Consider the following 12,829-nt stretch of genomic DNA (forward strand, 5'->3'; position numbering starts at 1 on the left):
CGTGAACGGAACGGAAACCGACGCCGCTGAAGGCCGCCGAAGGTGCGTCAGCCACGAGGAACCTCTCTATTCCAGTCATCAGGGGGCGAACTGACCACCCGTCTACAACAGCGGTAATGAGCGCCTAGGCTGTCCGCCAATAGATCATCGGATCATAGGCAGGCGGAGGCAGCGGTGGGCTACGACAGCATGTGGGAGCCCGGGGATGCCGGCGTTCCCGCCGACCTCCGCCCCGAGATACCGCACCCGGCGCGGATGTACGACTACTACCTGGGGGGAAAGGACAACTTTCCCGCCGACCGGGCCGCGGCCGAGCGGGCGCTGGCGGCGAACCCCGAGTTCCGGTCGACCGCGCGGGCCAACCGGGCCTTCCTGCACCGGGCGGTCCGGTTCGTGGCAGACCTCGGCATCGACCAGTTCCTTGACATCGGCACCGGCATCCCCACCGCCGGCAATACCCACGAGATCGCGCAGGCCGTCAATCCGCACGCGCGGGTCGTCTACGTCGACAACGACCCGATCGTGCTGACCCACGCCCGCGCCCTGATGGCCGGGACGGGCTTCGGCCGCACCACCGTCCTCCAGGCCGACCTGCGCGACCCGGCCGGCGTCCTCGACGCAGCCGAGGCCGAGAGGCTGCTCGACTTCGACCGTCCGGTGGCCCTGGTGCTCGCCGCCGTCCTGCACTTCCTGCCGGACGAGGACAAGCCGTACGAGGTGCTGAACACGCTGCTCGACGCGCTGGCGCCCGGCAGTCACCTGATCCTGTCGCACGGCACCGCCGACTTCATCCCCGCCGAGGTCCGCGACCGGGTCACCGGGGTGTACAACAGGGCCACCGCCCCGCTGGTGGGACGCAGCCGGGAGCAGGTGCGGGCGTTCCTGGACGGGTTGGAGGTCCTGGAGCCCGGCGTGGTGACCGTCCCGCTCTGGCGGCCCGAGGACGCGCCCGGCCCGGGCGCGGAGCGGGTCAGCATGTACGGCGCCGTGGCGCGCAAGGGCTGAGCGGGTCGGCGGCCGGGCGGCACGGCGGCCTGCGGTCAGCGGGTCGGTCGGGGGCCAGGGTCGGCCACCGCCCCGGCCGTCGCTCCGGCCACCCGCGCCAGCCGGCGCCCCTCTGCCGGGTGCCCGGTGCGGGTGTGAGAGAGTCGGCGGCCCGAATGCGAGGAGGCGCCGATGTACGGGAGCGGGTCGGGAACCGGAGCCGGGCTCACGAGCGGGGGCAACGGCAGCACCGGCGGTCGGGTCCTGGTGGTGGACGACGACGCGGCGATCCGGCGCACCCTGGAGCGCGGGCTGCGGCTGAGCGGCTTCAGCGTGTCCCTCGCCGAGGACGGCGAGGCGGCGCTCGGCCGGCTGCTCCCGGCGGCCTCCGCCACTCCCCCGCCGCCGGCGCCCGACGTGCTGGTGCTCGACGTGTCGATGCCGGGGATCGGCGGCGCCGAAGTGTGTCGGACGCTGCGGGCGCGCGGCGACGACATACCCGTCCTGATGCTCTCCGCCCTCGACGAGCCCGCCGACCGGGTCGCCGGGCTACAGGCCGGAGCGGACGACTACCTGGTGAAGCCGTTCGCCCTGGAGGAGCTCGTGCTGCGGCTGCGCGCGCTGCTGCGCCGCCGCCCCCCGCAGTCGACGGACCGCGTGGTGGCCGGCCCGCTGGTGCTCGACGCGTCCACCCGCCAGGCGTACCTGGACGGCGGCGAGCTCCGCCTCACCCGGCGCGAGTTCGAACTGCTCGCCCAGTTCGCCCGGAACGCCGGAATCGTGCTCTCCCGCGAGCTGCTGCTGGAGCGGGTGTGGGGGTACGACTTCGAGGTGCGCAGCGACGCCGTCGACACCTTCGTCAGCTATCTGCGCCGAAAGCTGGAGGCCGACGGGCGGCCGCGGCTGCTCCACACCGTCCGGGGCGTCGGCTTCATCCTGCGGCTGCCGCAGGCCACGGCCCCGGCGTCTCCCACGGCCCCGGCCCCGATCACGACCCCGATCACGACCTCGATCACGACCCCGCCCCGGTGGGACGAGGACGGGCAGCGCGCCCGATGAAGCTCTCCACCCGGATCGCCGTCGGCGCCGCCGTCCTGGTGCCGCTGCTGGTGGTACTGGCCGGACTGCTGCTGCTCCCGCTGGTCGGGCGGGATCTGCGCCACCAGCAGGACACCCGGCTCAACGACCGGGCCGCCGCCGTCCTGCCCGGCGTCCGCGCACTGGTCGCGGCCGACAGCCGGGGTCGGCCCAAGGTCGAACAGAACCAGCAGCGCAAGGTGCTGGACTCCGCGCTCGACGCGGGCGTACGGGTCGCCGCCCAGGACGGCTCCGTTCTGCTGACCGTCGGTCCGCAGCCCGCCGCCGACCGGCTGTTCCCCGCCGAACCGGGCGGGCCGGTCACCGTCCGCGAGCAGGGCGCGGCGTGGCGGATCCTCACCGTCCGGGTCAACGGAAACGGGGCGAACGCGGGCAGCGGCACGCTGTGGGTGGTCACACCCGCCGGGGAGGCCGACGGCCAGGTCAAGGCGGTCCGCCGACGGGTCCTGCTGGTGGCGGCGATCGCCGCACCCGGCTCCGCGCTGATCGCCTTCGCCCTCGCGGAGCACGCCACCGCACCGCTGCGCAGGCTCGGCCGCCGTGCCGCCGAACTCGACCCGGCCGACGCGGGCAGCACGCCTTTCTCTCCTGGCCGCACCGGCACCGCCGAGGTGGACGAGCTCTCCGCCGCCCTCGCCCTGCTGCTCTCCCGCTACGACGAACAGGCCCGGCGCACCGCCCAGGCCCTGGACACCGCGCGCTCGTTCTCCTCCGCGGCCTCGCACGAGCTGCGCACGCCGCTGATGAGCCTGCGGACCAATCTGGACGTACTGGCCGCCCATCCGGACCTCGCGCCCGACGAACGGGCCGAGGTCGTGACGGAGTTGCGGGAGGACCACACCCGGCTGCTCGACCTGCTGACCGCGCTCAGCACGCTGGCACGCGGTGACCTGGTCGAGGTGGAGTCCTTCGGCCCGGTGGACCTCGCCGACCTGGTCGACTCGACGGTCACCGAAGCGCGGCGGCGACACCGGCAGGCGGTGATCGAGGCCGACGTACCCGAGGAGCTGAGGGTGTTCGGCTGGGAGCCGGGGCTGCGGATCGTACTGGCCAACCTGCTGGGCAACGCCGCCGTCCACGGCCGCGGCCAAGGAACCGCGGATCAGGCACGGATCACCGTACGGCTGACGACGGAGGGCGGGGCGGCCCTGCTCACCGTGGACGACGAGGGGCCGGGTATCGCGCCCACCGAGCGGGCGGCGGTCTTCGGCCGCTTCCATCGCCGTCGCGACAGCCCGGGCTCCGGGCTCGGGCTGACCCTGGTCGCCCAGCAGGCCGCACTCCACCGCGGCACCGTCGGGATCGCCACCCCTCCGAACGGCGTCGGCTGCCGGGTCGAGGTCCGCCTGCCGCTGCCGCAGCCGGACGCGCCGACCGTCGAACTGCCGGCCCGGCGGGACTGGATCTCAGGCGGCCGCTGACGGGCGCGGCGCGGCGTCCTCTTCGACACCGGCGGCGGCTGGAACACGGCCACTGCGGCCGTGTACAGCTCGGCCGCCGTTGCCGGCGCCTTGGAAGGCCCGCCCTTCGACTCGCCGAGTTCGGCGGCCTGACAGGCGCTGTGGCCGACGGAATCTGCTCTTGGTGCGGGCCGGAGGGCGCCGGCGCGGCTCACGCACGCCGGAGCGGTAGCGACCCGCCAACAGCGCAGCGGCCCTCGTCAGCCGACTCCGTGCCTGATCGGCCGGACAGGCCCCTGGGGCTTTGGGGGCCTGACCGGATACCCGGACGAGTCAGGCCTGCGAGAACTGAGCGACGTATTCGTCGAACGGCGGGATGCCAACCTCCGCGCGGCGCTCGTCCATGCGCTCGGGGTCCTCACAGGGCCACGGGATAGGCGAGGCGTCCTTCACCCCGGCGATCTGTGTGCCGTAGATCTGCTTCCGACCTTCGTTCACAAGGGTGCGATCCCGCAGGAAGGCAAGGTCTCGCGGGCTGGCGGCGCCGTTGGCCACCGCCTGCTCCATCAGCCGCAGCGCTCGCCGCTGAACGTCGAGCTGTCGGTCGGCGTGTTGCGCGATCAGCCATGCGGCCCGGGCCGCGTCCTCACCGAGCAGTTCCGCGGTCGGCCATCCGTGCGCGTCCATGATCTCGCCGAGACGGTCCGCGTGCTGCGCGGTCAAGCGGCGCCACGCCAAACGCTCCGCCGGGTCATCGCTGTTCGCGTGGCGCGCGGCCTGGTGATCTGCCGCCGCCATGTCGGTGAGCTCCCTGGCCACTGCGGCAACGTCGGATGCCATCCCAACTCCAAGTCAGATCGAGGTTCTCGCTGGTCATCCGCAAACTCTAGGTGTGCAAATCACCTCAAAATCTCCTTCCAGAGGACGGTGACAGACACGTCCGGACATTGGGATACTTGATCCATCCACGGAGCCGGACCGGAGCCGGATCGAGGCAACGCTGACAGTCCCGCCGCCTTCCCCGGTCAGATGGACTCTGCTCGGCGGCACCGCCCCGAGAGCGTCCGAGTCCCTCATCGGGGCGGTGCTGCCGAGGCGTTGATCTATCTACGGGATCCGCGGTGCTCCGCGCGGAGCACCGGCCGCGTGATCCGCGGACAGGTCCCCGGAGGGTGTCTTGTCCGCGCTGACGCTCGACGGGGTGCTCCGAGGCCGGCCAGCACCGGTGCGAGGAACCCGGATGCCGCTCATCACCGCCTCGAACACCCGTACGGAAATGGCATCAGCACAGCACGGTGGGCACCAGCGGCGTGCTGGTGGGCGCGCACGGATGTGGAGTCGACCGCGATCTCCCAGTCGATGTCGCCTTCCGCATCGGCCTCGGCCTGGAGCCGACGGAGCACCAGAGCCCGGTTACCGCCCGCCGACCACCGCCGATGCCGCTCAGAAACGGTCTTCCACGGCCCGTAGCGGCGCGGCAGGTCACGCCACGGCACCCCGGTCCGAATCCGGTGCAGCACCCCGTTGATCACCTGCCGGTGGTCACGCCACCTGCCGCACCGCCCGGTGCCCGCCGGCAGGCACGGCCGAAGCCGCTCCCACTGCGCATCCGTGAGATCGTCCCTGCCCCTGTCCTCCACGGCCGGATCAACGACCACTCCGCCAACCGGAAACCGGACAAGCTCCTCCGGCGCGCCGGACTCAAGGAACGTGCGCAGGCGGACGAAGCATCAGGTGACCGTCATGCGCGGGGCTGTCCCTGCCCCGGGGCGGTCCCTTTTCGTGAACGGAGATCTGATGCGACTGTCCGCGCGCTGCGCGTCCGCCGCTCTCATCCTTCTCATTCCGCTGGTCGCCACGCAGGGTGCGGCAGCCGACGGCCCGTCCGGGCGGGCCGTTCCGGCCCCCCTGCACAGGACGGCTTCGGCTGTGCCCGGCGAGTACATCGTCACGGTGGACAAGGGTCTGGATCCGGCCCAGGTGGCAGCCAGGGTCGGGGGCGTCGAGCCGCTGCACACCTACCGGCACGCCCTGAACGGGTTCTCCGCCCGCCTGGACGCCGCCCAGCTGGAGCAGGTGCGCGCCCTGCCCGGGGTGGAGACCGTGGAGGAGAACGGCGTCGTGAGCGCGCCGGACGCCACCACGACGCCCGCCTCCAAGCACCGGGAGGCGGCCACCAGCTGGGGCCTGGACCGCATCGACCAGCAGACATGGGACCCGGTCAACGGCAAGGGCGACGGGGAGTTCAACGTCAAGGGTGACGGTACCGGTGTGACCGCCTACATGATCGGCACCGGCATCGAGTACGGCCACGACGAGTTCGAGGGCCGCGCCACCTTCGGCACCGACACCGTCGGCGACGGCAAGGACGGGGCCGACTGCCAGGGCCAGGGCACCCACGCCGCCGGCACCGTCGGCGGCAAGACCTACGGCATCGCCCGGAAGGTGAACCTGGTGAGCGTGCGCGTCCTGGGCTGCGACGGCACAGGCACCTTCGAGCAGCTCATCGCCGGTATCGACTGGGTCACCGCCAACGCCAAGAAGCCCGCCATCGCCAACCTCTCCCTCGGCGGGGACAGGAACGACGCGCTGGACAAGGCCGCCACCGCGCTCTCCGACTCGGGCGTCCTGCCCGTCGTCGCCGGCGGCAACAGCGCCAAGGACGCCTGCTTCATCTCCCCCGCCGCCGCCCAACGCGTCCTCACCGTCGGCGCCTCCAACAAGTGGGACGAGGAGACCAGCTTCAGCAACTTCGGCCCCTGCCTGTCCCTCTACGCGCCCGGCGAAGGCATCACCTCCGCCAAGCTCGGCGGTGGCAGCGCCACCCTGGACGGCTCCTCCTTCAGCGCCCCGCACGTTACCGGCACCGTCGCCCTCTACCTCGCCGGCCACCCGGACGCCACCCCCGCCGACATCAACGAGTGGCTCGACACCGAAGCAACCAAGGACGTCCTGACCAAGGTCAGCAAGTCCAGCCCCAACGCGCTGCTGTACACCGCCGGTCTCTGACCTGCCCTGCCACACAGCCGCCGCCCCGCCGAACCCACAAAGCCGGCGGGGCGGTCCCACGTCAGGACCCACACCGTGTACGGCCCCCACCCGAAGCCCAACACAGCCACACACATGATCGACCGGACAGGGCCTAGCCGAATGCCAGTGCGCGGTCGAGCGCCGCGCGGCCGGCGGCTCCCCAGGTGGGCTGGCCGCCGGGCAGGCCGCGGTCCCAGGCCCTGCCGATGGCGATGAGGCCGACGGCGCGCAGGACGGCCCATCCTCGGGCCCGTCGGACCATGGCCGGGTCCACCGCCACGCCCACGGTCGCGTAGGCGTCGAGGAACCTCGATGCGGCACCTGCGGGAAGGAGCAGCCACGCGGCCGCGAGGTCCGTCGCCGGATCGCCGACGCAGAGATCGCCGAAGTCGATCACGCCGAAGAGCGTCCCCTCCGAGACGACGACGTTCGCGGGGTGCAGGTCCGCGTGAAGCCAGATCGACGGGCCCTGCCACGTGGGAGCGGCGACGGCGTCGGCCCAGACGGTCCGGACGTCGGCGGCGGCGCTGCCGGGGACGAGCTCGTCAATGCGCGGCTCGAACTCCTCCGCGAGCAGTTGGAGGGGAATCCCGCGGTGCGTACTGACCGGAGCCCCGGCGGGCGCCTCCTGGTGGAGCGCCCCGAGGAACCCCGCCAGCGTGTCGGCCGCATGATCGCCACGGCTGATCGGGGTGCGGTCGGCCGGCTCGCCGGGGACCCAGGTCGCGATGCTCCAGGGCCTGGGGAAGCGGTCGGAGGGTTCGCCGATCCGCACCGGAGTCGGTACCGGCAGCGGAAGGCGCGGGGCGAGGACCGGCAGCCACCGCTGCTCGTTGCGCAGCAGGGCCGGACCGCGCGTGGTTCGCGGCAGACGCACCGCCAACTCGTCCCCCAGGCGCCACACCCGGTTGTCCCACCCGGCGGCCACCTGACGGAGCGGCAGTCCCGCGAGGTCCGGGTGCTGGTCGTGCAGGAGGGACCGGACCAGGCTCTCGTCGATCTCGAAGGTGTGCATGGCGAAATTGTCCACTGCGGGTCCGTCCCCGCCGCATGGGGTGGCGATCATCGTCCCGGGCTCGTCCCCCCAACCGGATGCGGTGCAGCCGCGCGCCTGCGGTCGGCTCCTCGCGCCGGGGCCCGCACGCCCGCTGACCCGGCACCACGAGTGAGGCGGGGGGTGGATTGCTCCCGGACCGCCGTCCCGTTCGTGGTGAGTGCCCGTCATTTGCCCAATGATCATCATCGATGAGACCGTGCGCCGTGACATCGAACCAGACAGGCCGACTCATCGGCGCCATATTCGGGCTCGCCTTCGTCCTGGCGAACGCCGGCACCCTGCCCCCGGCCGTCGGCATCCCCCTGCGTGTGCTCGCGATCGCCTCGTTCCTCCGGCTGTTCATGGCACTGCGCCGGAGCCGCACGCCGCAGGCGGCCGCTCCTGCCGACGGCCCTGCGCCGAGGACCTTCGGCCGGGGCTACCGCCTCGTGGTGGCCGTCGAGGTGACGGTCGGTCTGGCCGGAATCCTGGTCATCAACAACCTCCTGCACGCCCCGCGTGCCACCGCCCCCTGGATCACCCTGGTGGTCGGACTGCACTTCTTCGGGCTGGCGGTCGTCTGGCGGATGGCATCGCTGCGCCTGCTGGCCGCGGCCATGTCCGCCTGCGGCGCCGCCGGGCTGGTTCTGGCCGCCTGCGGCTCGCCCGTCGCCCCGATCGCGGCGGTGGCTGGCATCGCCCCGGGCGCCCTACTGCTCGGGTCGGTCTGGTGGAGCATCCGCGCGGAGCCGGAGCGCCGCGCCGTCCCCGCCTGATCGGCGGCTCGCGCGGTCCCCCGCTTTCGGGCTCTGCGCTCACCCACTCCGGAAGGCCGCCCGCCGTGTCCGGCCCGTGTTTCCATCCGGGGTTCACGGGCCGGGAGACGGCCGCTGTGGGAGTGCGGCAGGCTGTGGGACGCCCACAGGGAATCCACAAGAAGCCGCCCTACGCTCCCTGTCGACCAGGCCAGAGGGGGCCAGGGCGGGCCGTGCTCCCGAGGTGCCCTGCCCGGCCCCACCGGAGAAGGGACGCATCATGACCGTCAACCCGACCGTGAGCCGCCGGGCCGCCGCCGCACTCGGCGCCCTCGCCGTCGCCGGCTCGCTGTTCGCCGCCGCGCCCGCGCAGGCCGCCGACGGTACCGGCTCACCGTCCGCGGCGGCCTCCGCGGCGCCGTCGGCCCGGCAGACCCCGAAGGGCGACGGCGCGAAGGGGATCTGCAAGCGGCTGCCCAAGACCGAGGAGCGGGTGGCCAAGGCTGTGGACCGGCTCAACGGCGATGCGGGCGTGGTCGGTTCCATCGCCCGTCTCCAGCAGCGCGCCACCGACGCCAAGACCGCCGGGCACACCCCGATCGCGACCTACTTGAACGACCGGCTGACCGCCCGCAGGAATCTCCTGGCCACCCTCCAGACCCGCCAGAGCGACCTCAAGGCCGTCGCGACCTGGTGCGCCGCGAACAACCAGGGGTCCACCAAGTGACCCGCCGCCCGGCCCCGGCCCGCGCGGTCGTCGCGGCCCTCGCTCTGGCCGCGGCGGCCCTGCTCACCTCCTGCGGCCCGGGCTCCGGCCAGGCCGGAAGCGGCGGCGCGCCGGACAGCGCCCCGGGCCAGGTGCAGGACATGCAGCAGAAGCTGGACGCCGCCGAGAGCGCCGCCGCCCAGGCGGACGCCGACTCAGCGGCTGACGGCTGACGGCCGGCTGTTCCGCCGGTTCCGACGTGCGCAGGCCCTGTGGTGCGAGGCCCGGACGGCGGCGTGCCCCCGTGGGGATCGGGGGGTTAGCCCCATGGCAGGCGCGACCGCGGCGCGGATAGCGTCGTCAGGCAGGCTCCGACCACGGGCCTGCCACCAGCGACGTTCTCAGATGTGGGGTCATGAGATGCGCCAGCCACGCCAGTACGTCCGGGCGCTTGCGCTCGTCGGAATCGCCGGGATCGCCGCCGGGGGGCTCAGCGCCTGCACGCCGGGGACGAACGCGCAGGACGACGCCGAGGTGTCGGAGAAGGTCACCTCGGTGCGCCTGGACAGCAGCTCCGGCGGCGTCACCATCAACGGCCGGGAGGGCGCGGGGAGGATCTCCGTGCACCGCTCGATCGACTACCAGGACGACCGGCCCGGCACCACCACCCGCGTGGAGAACGGCGTACTGGTGCTCGGCGGCTGCGGACAGCACTGCTCGGTCAACTACACCCTGGAGGTCCCCGCCGGGCTCCCCGTCGACGGCCAGACCTCCTCCGGCGCGGTCAGCCTCACCCGGGTCGGCCCGGTCAAGGTCACCACCCACTCCGGCGGCATCGCCCTGGACGGCGTCGCCGGACCGGTCGAGGTGCAGACCACCAACGGCGCCATCAGGGGCACCGGCCTGAACGGCGACCGCATCCAGGCCCAGACCAGCAACGGCCAGATCGACCTCACCCCCGCCAAGGCCCAGGACGTCAGGGCCAAGACCTCCAACGGCGCCATCTCCCTCACCGTCCCGGCCGCCACCTACAAGGTCGCCGCCCAGACCGGCAACGGCCGCAAGGAGATCGGCGTCACCAACGACCCCGCCGGCCGCTACCAGCTCGACCTCACCACCTCCAACGGCCGCATCACCGTCAAGAACGCCTGACCGGAGGGGGCTTCGGCCCCGGTCAGCCTGTTGCTGGCGGCGGCCCGTCGGCAGCAGGTGCGGGCCACTCGTACACGGCCAGCAACGGCGGGTCGACGGGCCAGGGCGGGGCGGCCGCCGCGGCCGCGAGGCGCAGGGCGCCGAGCAGCGGCGGGCCGTCGGGCGGTGTGAGGCGCGCGGTCGGGAGGTCGGCGGCCACGGCCGCGTGCACCGCCTCGCGGAGCGGGGCGAGGTTGAACAGGCCACCGGTCAGGGCGAGATCGGGGCGGTCCAGTCCGGCGGACGCCGCTGCGGCGGCCGCGCTCGCCACGATCTCCGTGCCGGCCCGGCGGATGATCCCGGCCGCCACCGGGCAGCCGTCCGCGGCCGCCCCGGCGACGGCGGGGGCGAAGGCGGCCAGGAGGGCGGCACGGTCCGGGCGGGGCTGAAGGGCGGCGGGCAGGCCGGTGACCGGGCCGTAGTGCCGCTCGGCCAGGTCGAGCAGGGCGGTCGAGCCGCCGCTGCGGCCGTCGTGGGCGCGTAGCGCGGCCTCCAGGCCGGCCCGGCCGAGCCAGCTGCCGCCTCCGCAGTCGCCGAGCAACTGGCCCCAACCGTCCGCCCGTTGCCAGCCGCGCTCCGGGTGGTACCCGATCGCCACCAGCCCGGTCCCGGCGGCGACGGCCACCCCCGGCCCGGTCCCGAGTGCGCCGACGTAGGCGGCGATCGCATCACCGGCCAGCACCAGGCGGACAGCGCCGGTGCGGCGGACCAGCGGGGTCGGCAGCCTGGCCGCGAGGTCGTGGCCGAGCAGGGCCATGCCCGTGGCGCCGACGGCGACCGCGCCGATCCGGCCGCGCGGCGGCAGCGCGGCGGCCAACGAGTCGAGTGCGGGCAGCAGCCGGTCGAGCAGGGCGTCCGCGTCGTGGCCGCTGCCGGAGATCCTTGCCGGGGCGGCGAGTTCGACGGTGTGCGCGTACGCCAGGTCCGTCGGCCAGGCCTCGGGGGCGAGCGCCAGCCGGATGCCGCTGCCGCCGACGTCGATTCCGACCACCCAGGTGTCGTCAGACATGTCGGGACCGCCCGCCGGCCGCCGGGTCCGACGCCCGCACGTCGCGCCCGCTCACGGCCTGCCGGGTGCGGTGCAGAGCCTGGACGGCGCGATCCTCCAGCCGTTGGGCCAGACCGACGTACAGGCAGTCCACGACGGCGAGTCGGGCGGTCCGGCTGACGGTGGCACCCGCCCGCAGATCGCTCTCCCGACCGGCGAACGCCCGTTGCACCGGTGACCGGGGCGGCAGCGTGCCCCTCAGTCGGACGATCAAGGCCTGGGCCGATGTCCCGTCCACAGCGTCCCCCTCCCACGGGCCTTGCGCCGACCTGGCGCCCGGGCGCGACGACCCGACCGAGCCCCGCGCGATGCCTTCATATCGCTCTTCACATCGAATGATCTCGGAGGAGTTCTGTGCGGGAACCCTCGACATCCCGACGGGTGTCAACCTCGGGTGTGTCCGAAGTGTGCCATCGCCGCGCCGAGAAGGAGTTGGAGGTCATCTCATGTGGCCCCTTGATAGCCTCGAAGGTGTGATCATCACCGAATGCTTGGCGCCCGACGGGTTGCGGAAGCACGACTTTCCCCGGCCGCACCCAAACGGACGAGTGCGGACCGCCTCGTGAACAACGAGGACGGCGAGCCGGTCTTCCCGACCACCGAGCTTGCGCGCGACACGGTGCGCCACACTCAGGCTCTGGTCCCAGCCGCGATCTTCAATCACAGCCTGCGCACCTACCTCTACGGACGCCTTCTCGGTGAACGGCGTGGTCTGCAGCCGGACCGCGACTACGATGACGAACTACTCTTCCTGGGATGCGTCCTGCACGACTGCGGGCTCAGTATCGAGGGCAACGGTGACCAGCGGTTCGAGCTGGACGGTGCTGACCTGGCGGTCGGCTTTCTGACCGAGCAGGGAGTGTCACCGGACCGAACGGAAGTCGTGTGGGACGCGATCGCCCTGCACGTGGACCGTGAGATTGCCCTGCGGAAGCGGCCGGAGATCGCGCTGGTCGCCCTCGGCGCGGGTTTCGATCTGGGCGGTGACCCGAGCACGCTCCCGGACGGCTACGCGGAACGCATCCACCGGGTGCTGCCCCGTCTGCACGCGGCAGCGGTCCTCCACGACAGCATTGTCGGCCAGGCACTGGCCAAGCCGCACAAGGCACCGCTCTTCACGATGCCAGGCGAGCTCGTCCGCCAGGTGACCGGCCGCGTCTGGCCGACGTGGAGAGAACTTGCCCGATCCTCAGGATGGAACGACTACGACGGCTACCGCCCTGATTCGCCGAGCACGCCCGGGGACAGCTTCGCATTCGCAGAGTCTGCGGTGACAGATGAGGGCTGCGGCGATGCCGGCGAAGGCGGCGAAGTGGTCGGCCCTGCGTTCGTAACGGCGTTGGAGCCGGCGGGAACCGCCGAGCCAGGCGACGGTGCGCTCGATCGCCCGTCGGCGGCGGCCGAGGCGTGGGGAGGACTCGATGCCGCGGCGGGCGATGCGGGCCGGATTCTGCCGTAACTGCCGCCGAGGGCTGCAGGTCCCGACCGTCTGCCGTGCGCGGCCGAAACCACCGGTAGGAGGGACCGGACCACCGGAAGGTGCGCACCCGTGCCTGTGCCCGAGCCGAGCCGCATCACGCC

12 protein-coding genes and 4 pseudogenes are annotated in these 12,829 nt (G+C 73.1%); 9 read left to right on the top strand and 7 right to left on the bottom strand.

Going from position 1 to position 12,829, the window contains the following annotated elements:
- Positions 1-174: 174 nt before the first annotated feature.
- The 3 genes from ACGFZP_RS28230 (at position 175) to ACGFZP_RS28240 (ending at position 3,503) form a co-directional block, all read left to right on the top strand.
- Entirely contained in the window at positions 175-1,005 is an 831-nt protein-coding gene (locus ACGFZP_RS28230; RefSeq protein WP_392938440.1) for an SAM-dependent methyltransferase, read from the top strand.
- A 171-nt stretch (positions 1,006-1,176) separates the two neighbouring features.
- Positions 1,177-2,043 (top strand): response regulator transcription factor, encoded by an 867-nt coding sequence (locus ACGFZP_RS28235; protein ID WP_392938443.1) that lies wholly within the window; start codon positions 1,177-1,179, stop codon positions 2,041-2,043.
- Positions 2,040-3,503, top strand: coding sequence for a sensor histidine kinase (locus tag ACGFZP_RS28240; protein ID WP_392938444.1), 1,464 nt, complete (start codon positions 2,040-2,042; stop codon positions 3,501-3,503). The genes ACGFZP_RS28235 and ACGFZP_RS28240 overlap by 4 nt, the downstream gene beginning before the upstream one ends.
- Before the next feature lie 312 nt (positions 3,504-3,815).
- On the opposite strand, the gene ACGFZP_RS28245 is transcribed toward ACGFZP_RS28240, so the two are convergent.
- From ACGFZP_RS28245 to ACGFZP_RS28255, 3 genes and pseudogenes are all read right to left on the bottom strand, one after another.
- Positions 3,816-4,322 carry a DUF6624 domain-containing protein gene (locus ACGFZP_RS28245; RefSeq protein WP_392938447.1) on the bottom strand — a complete coding sequence of 169 codons (507 nt, stop codon included), beginning with the start codon at positions 4,320-4,322 and terminating at the stop codon, positions 3,816-3,818.
- Positions 4,323-4,493: 171 nt separating this feature from the next.
- Positions 4,494-4,596: pseudogene (locus ACGFZP_RS28250) on the bottom strand (IS5/IS1182 family transposase); the annotation flags it as partial.
- A 139-nt stretch (positions 4,597-4,735) separates the two neighbouring features.
- Positions 4,736-5,122 (bottom strand): annotated as a pseudogene (locus ACGFZP_RS28255) (IS5 family transposase); the annotation flags it as partial.
- Between the two features lie 157 nt (positions 5,123-5,279).
- On the opposite strand from ACGFZP_RS28255, the gene ACGFZP_RS28260 reads away from it, so the two are divergent.
- Positions 5,280-6,491 (top strand): S8 family peptidase, encoded by a 1,212-nt coding sequence (locus ACGFZP_RS28260; RefSeq protein ID WP_392938450.1) that lies wholly within the window; start codon positions 5,280-5,282, stop codon positions 6,489-6,491.
- A gap of 133 nt (positions 6,492-6,624) precedes the next feature.
- Here ACGFZP_RS28260 and ACGFZP_RS28265 read toward each other — a convergent pair whose 3' ends face one another.
- Positions 6,625-7,527 carry an aminoglycoside phosphotransferase family protein gene (locus ACGFZP_RS28265; RefSeq protein WP_392938453.1) on the bottom strand — a complete coding sequence of 301 codons (903 nt, stop codon included), beginning with the start codon at positions 7,525-7,527 and terminating at the stop codon, positions 6,625-6,627.
- Positions 7,528-7,772: 245 nt separating this feature from the next.
- Here ACGFZP_RS28265 and ACGFZP_RS28270 point away from each other — a divergent pair, with 245 nt between their 5' ends.
- From ACGFZP_RS28270 to ACGFZP_RS28285, 4 genes are all read left to right on the top strand, one after another.
- Positions 7,773-8,324 (top strand): hypothetical protein, encoded by a 552-nt coding sequence (locus ACGFZP_RS28270; protein WP_392938455.1) that lies wholly within the window; start codon positions 7,773-7,775, stop codon positions 8,322-8,324.
- A gap of 259 nt (positions 8,325-8,583) precedes the next feature.
- A complete protein-coding gene (locus ACGFZP_RS28275; RefSeq protein ID WP_392938458.1) occupies positions 8,584-9,030 on the top strand; it encodes a hypothetical protein in 447 nt (148 codons plus the stop codon).
- The gene (locus ACGFZP_RS28280; protein ID WP_392938460.1) at positions 9,027-9,242 is read left to right on the top strand and encodes a hypothetical protein; all 216 of its coding nucleotides are present in this window, start codon (positions 9,027-9,029) and stop codon (positions 9,240-9,242) included. The genes ACGFZP_RS28275 and ACGFZP_RS28280 overlap by 4 nt, the downstream gene beginning before the upstream one ends.
- Before the next feature lie 187 nt (positions 9,243-9,429).
- A complete protein-coding gene (locus ACGFZP_RS28285; RefSeq protein ID WP_392938463.1) occupies positions 9,430-10,161 on the top strand; it encodes a DUF4097 domain-containing protein in 732 nt (243 codons plus the stop codon).
- Between the two features lie 22 nt (positions 10,162-10,183).
- Here ACGFZP_RS28285 and ACGFZP_RS28290 read toward each other — a convergent pair whose 3' ends face one another.
- Together ACGFZP_RS28290 and ACGFZP_RS28295 are read right to left on the bottom strand one after the other, a co-directional pair.
- The gene (locus tag ACGFZP_RS28290; protein WP_392938465.1) at positions 10,184-11,209 is read right to left on the bottom strand and encodes a BadF/BadG/BcrA/BcrD ATPase family protein; all 1,026 of its coding nucleotides are present in this window, start codon (positions 11,207-11,209) and stop codon (positions 10,184-10,186) included.
- Positions 11,202-11,486: a hypothetical protein gene (locus tag ACGFZP_RS28295; RefSeq protein WP_392938467.1), complete on the bottom strand. Its 285-nt coding sequence runs from the start codon at positions 11,484-11,486 to the stop codon at positions 11,202-11,204. The genes ACGFZP_RS28290 and ACGFZP_RS28295 overlap by 8 nt, the downstream gene beginning before the upstream one ends.
- A gap of 249 nt (positions 11,487-11,735) precedes the next feature.
- On the opposite strand from ACGFZP_RS28295, the pseudogene ACGFZP_RS28300 reads away from it, so the two are divergent.
- Positions 11,736-12,170 (top strand): annotated as a pseudogene (locus tag ACGFZP_RS28300) (HD domain-containing protein); the annotation flags it as partial.
- A gap of 267 nt (positions 12,171-12,437) precedes the next feature.
- On the opposite strand, the pseudogene ACGFZP_RS28305 reads toward ACGFZP_RS28300, so the two are convergent.
- Positions 12,438-12,695, bottom strand: a pseudogene (locus tag ACGFZP_RS28305) (hypothetical protein); the annotation flags it as partial.
- Positions 12,696-12,829: the final 134 nt, after the last annotated feature.

Source organism: Kitasatospora sp. NPDC048239 (genome assembly GCF_043202015.1).
In the GTDB taxonomy this organism is placed as follows: Bacteria; Actinomycetota; Actinomycetes; order Streptomycetales; family Streptomycetaceae; genus Kitasatospora.

What these genes read in the sequence shown, in the direction of transcription:
- ACGFZP_RS28235 (WP_392938443.1), top strand. Translation starts at nt 1,177, where the DNA reads ATGTACGGGAGCGGGTCGGGAACCGGAGCCGGGCTCACGAGCGGGGGC.
- ACGFZP_RS28240 (WP_392938444.1), top strand. Translation starts at nt 2,040, where the DNA reads ATGAAGCTCTCCACCCGGATCGCCGTCGGCGCCGCCGTCCTGGTGCCG.
- ACGFZP_RS28245 (WP_392938447.1), bottom strand. Translation starts at nt 4,322, where the DNA reads ATGGCATCCGACGTTGCCGCAGTGGCCAGGGAGCTCACCGACATGGCG.
- ACGFZP_RS28260 (WP_392938450.1), top strand. Translation starts at nt 5,280, where the DNA reads ATGCGACTGTCCGCGCGCTGCGCGTCCGCCGCTCTCATCCTTCTCATT.
- ACGFZP_RS28265 (WP_392938453.1), bottom strand. Translation starts at nt 7,527, where the DNA reads ATGCACACCTTCGAGATCGACGAGAGCCTGGTCCGGTCCCTCCTGCAC.
- ACGFZP_RS28275 (WP_392938458.1), top strand. Translation starts at nt 8,584, where the DNA reads ATGACCGTCAACCCGACCGTGAGCCGCCGGGCCGCCGCCGCACTCGGC.
- ACGFZP_RS28285 (WP_392938463.1), top strand. Translation starts at nt 9,430, where the DNA reads ATGCGCCAGCCACGCCAGTACGTCCGGGCGCTTGCGCTCGTCGGAATC.
- ACGFZP_RS28290 (WP_392938465.1), bottom strand. Translation starts at nt 11,209, where the DNA reads ATGTCTGACGACACCTGGGTGGTCGGAATCGACGTCGGCGGCAGCGGC.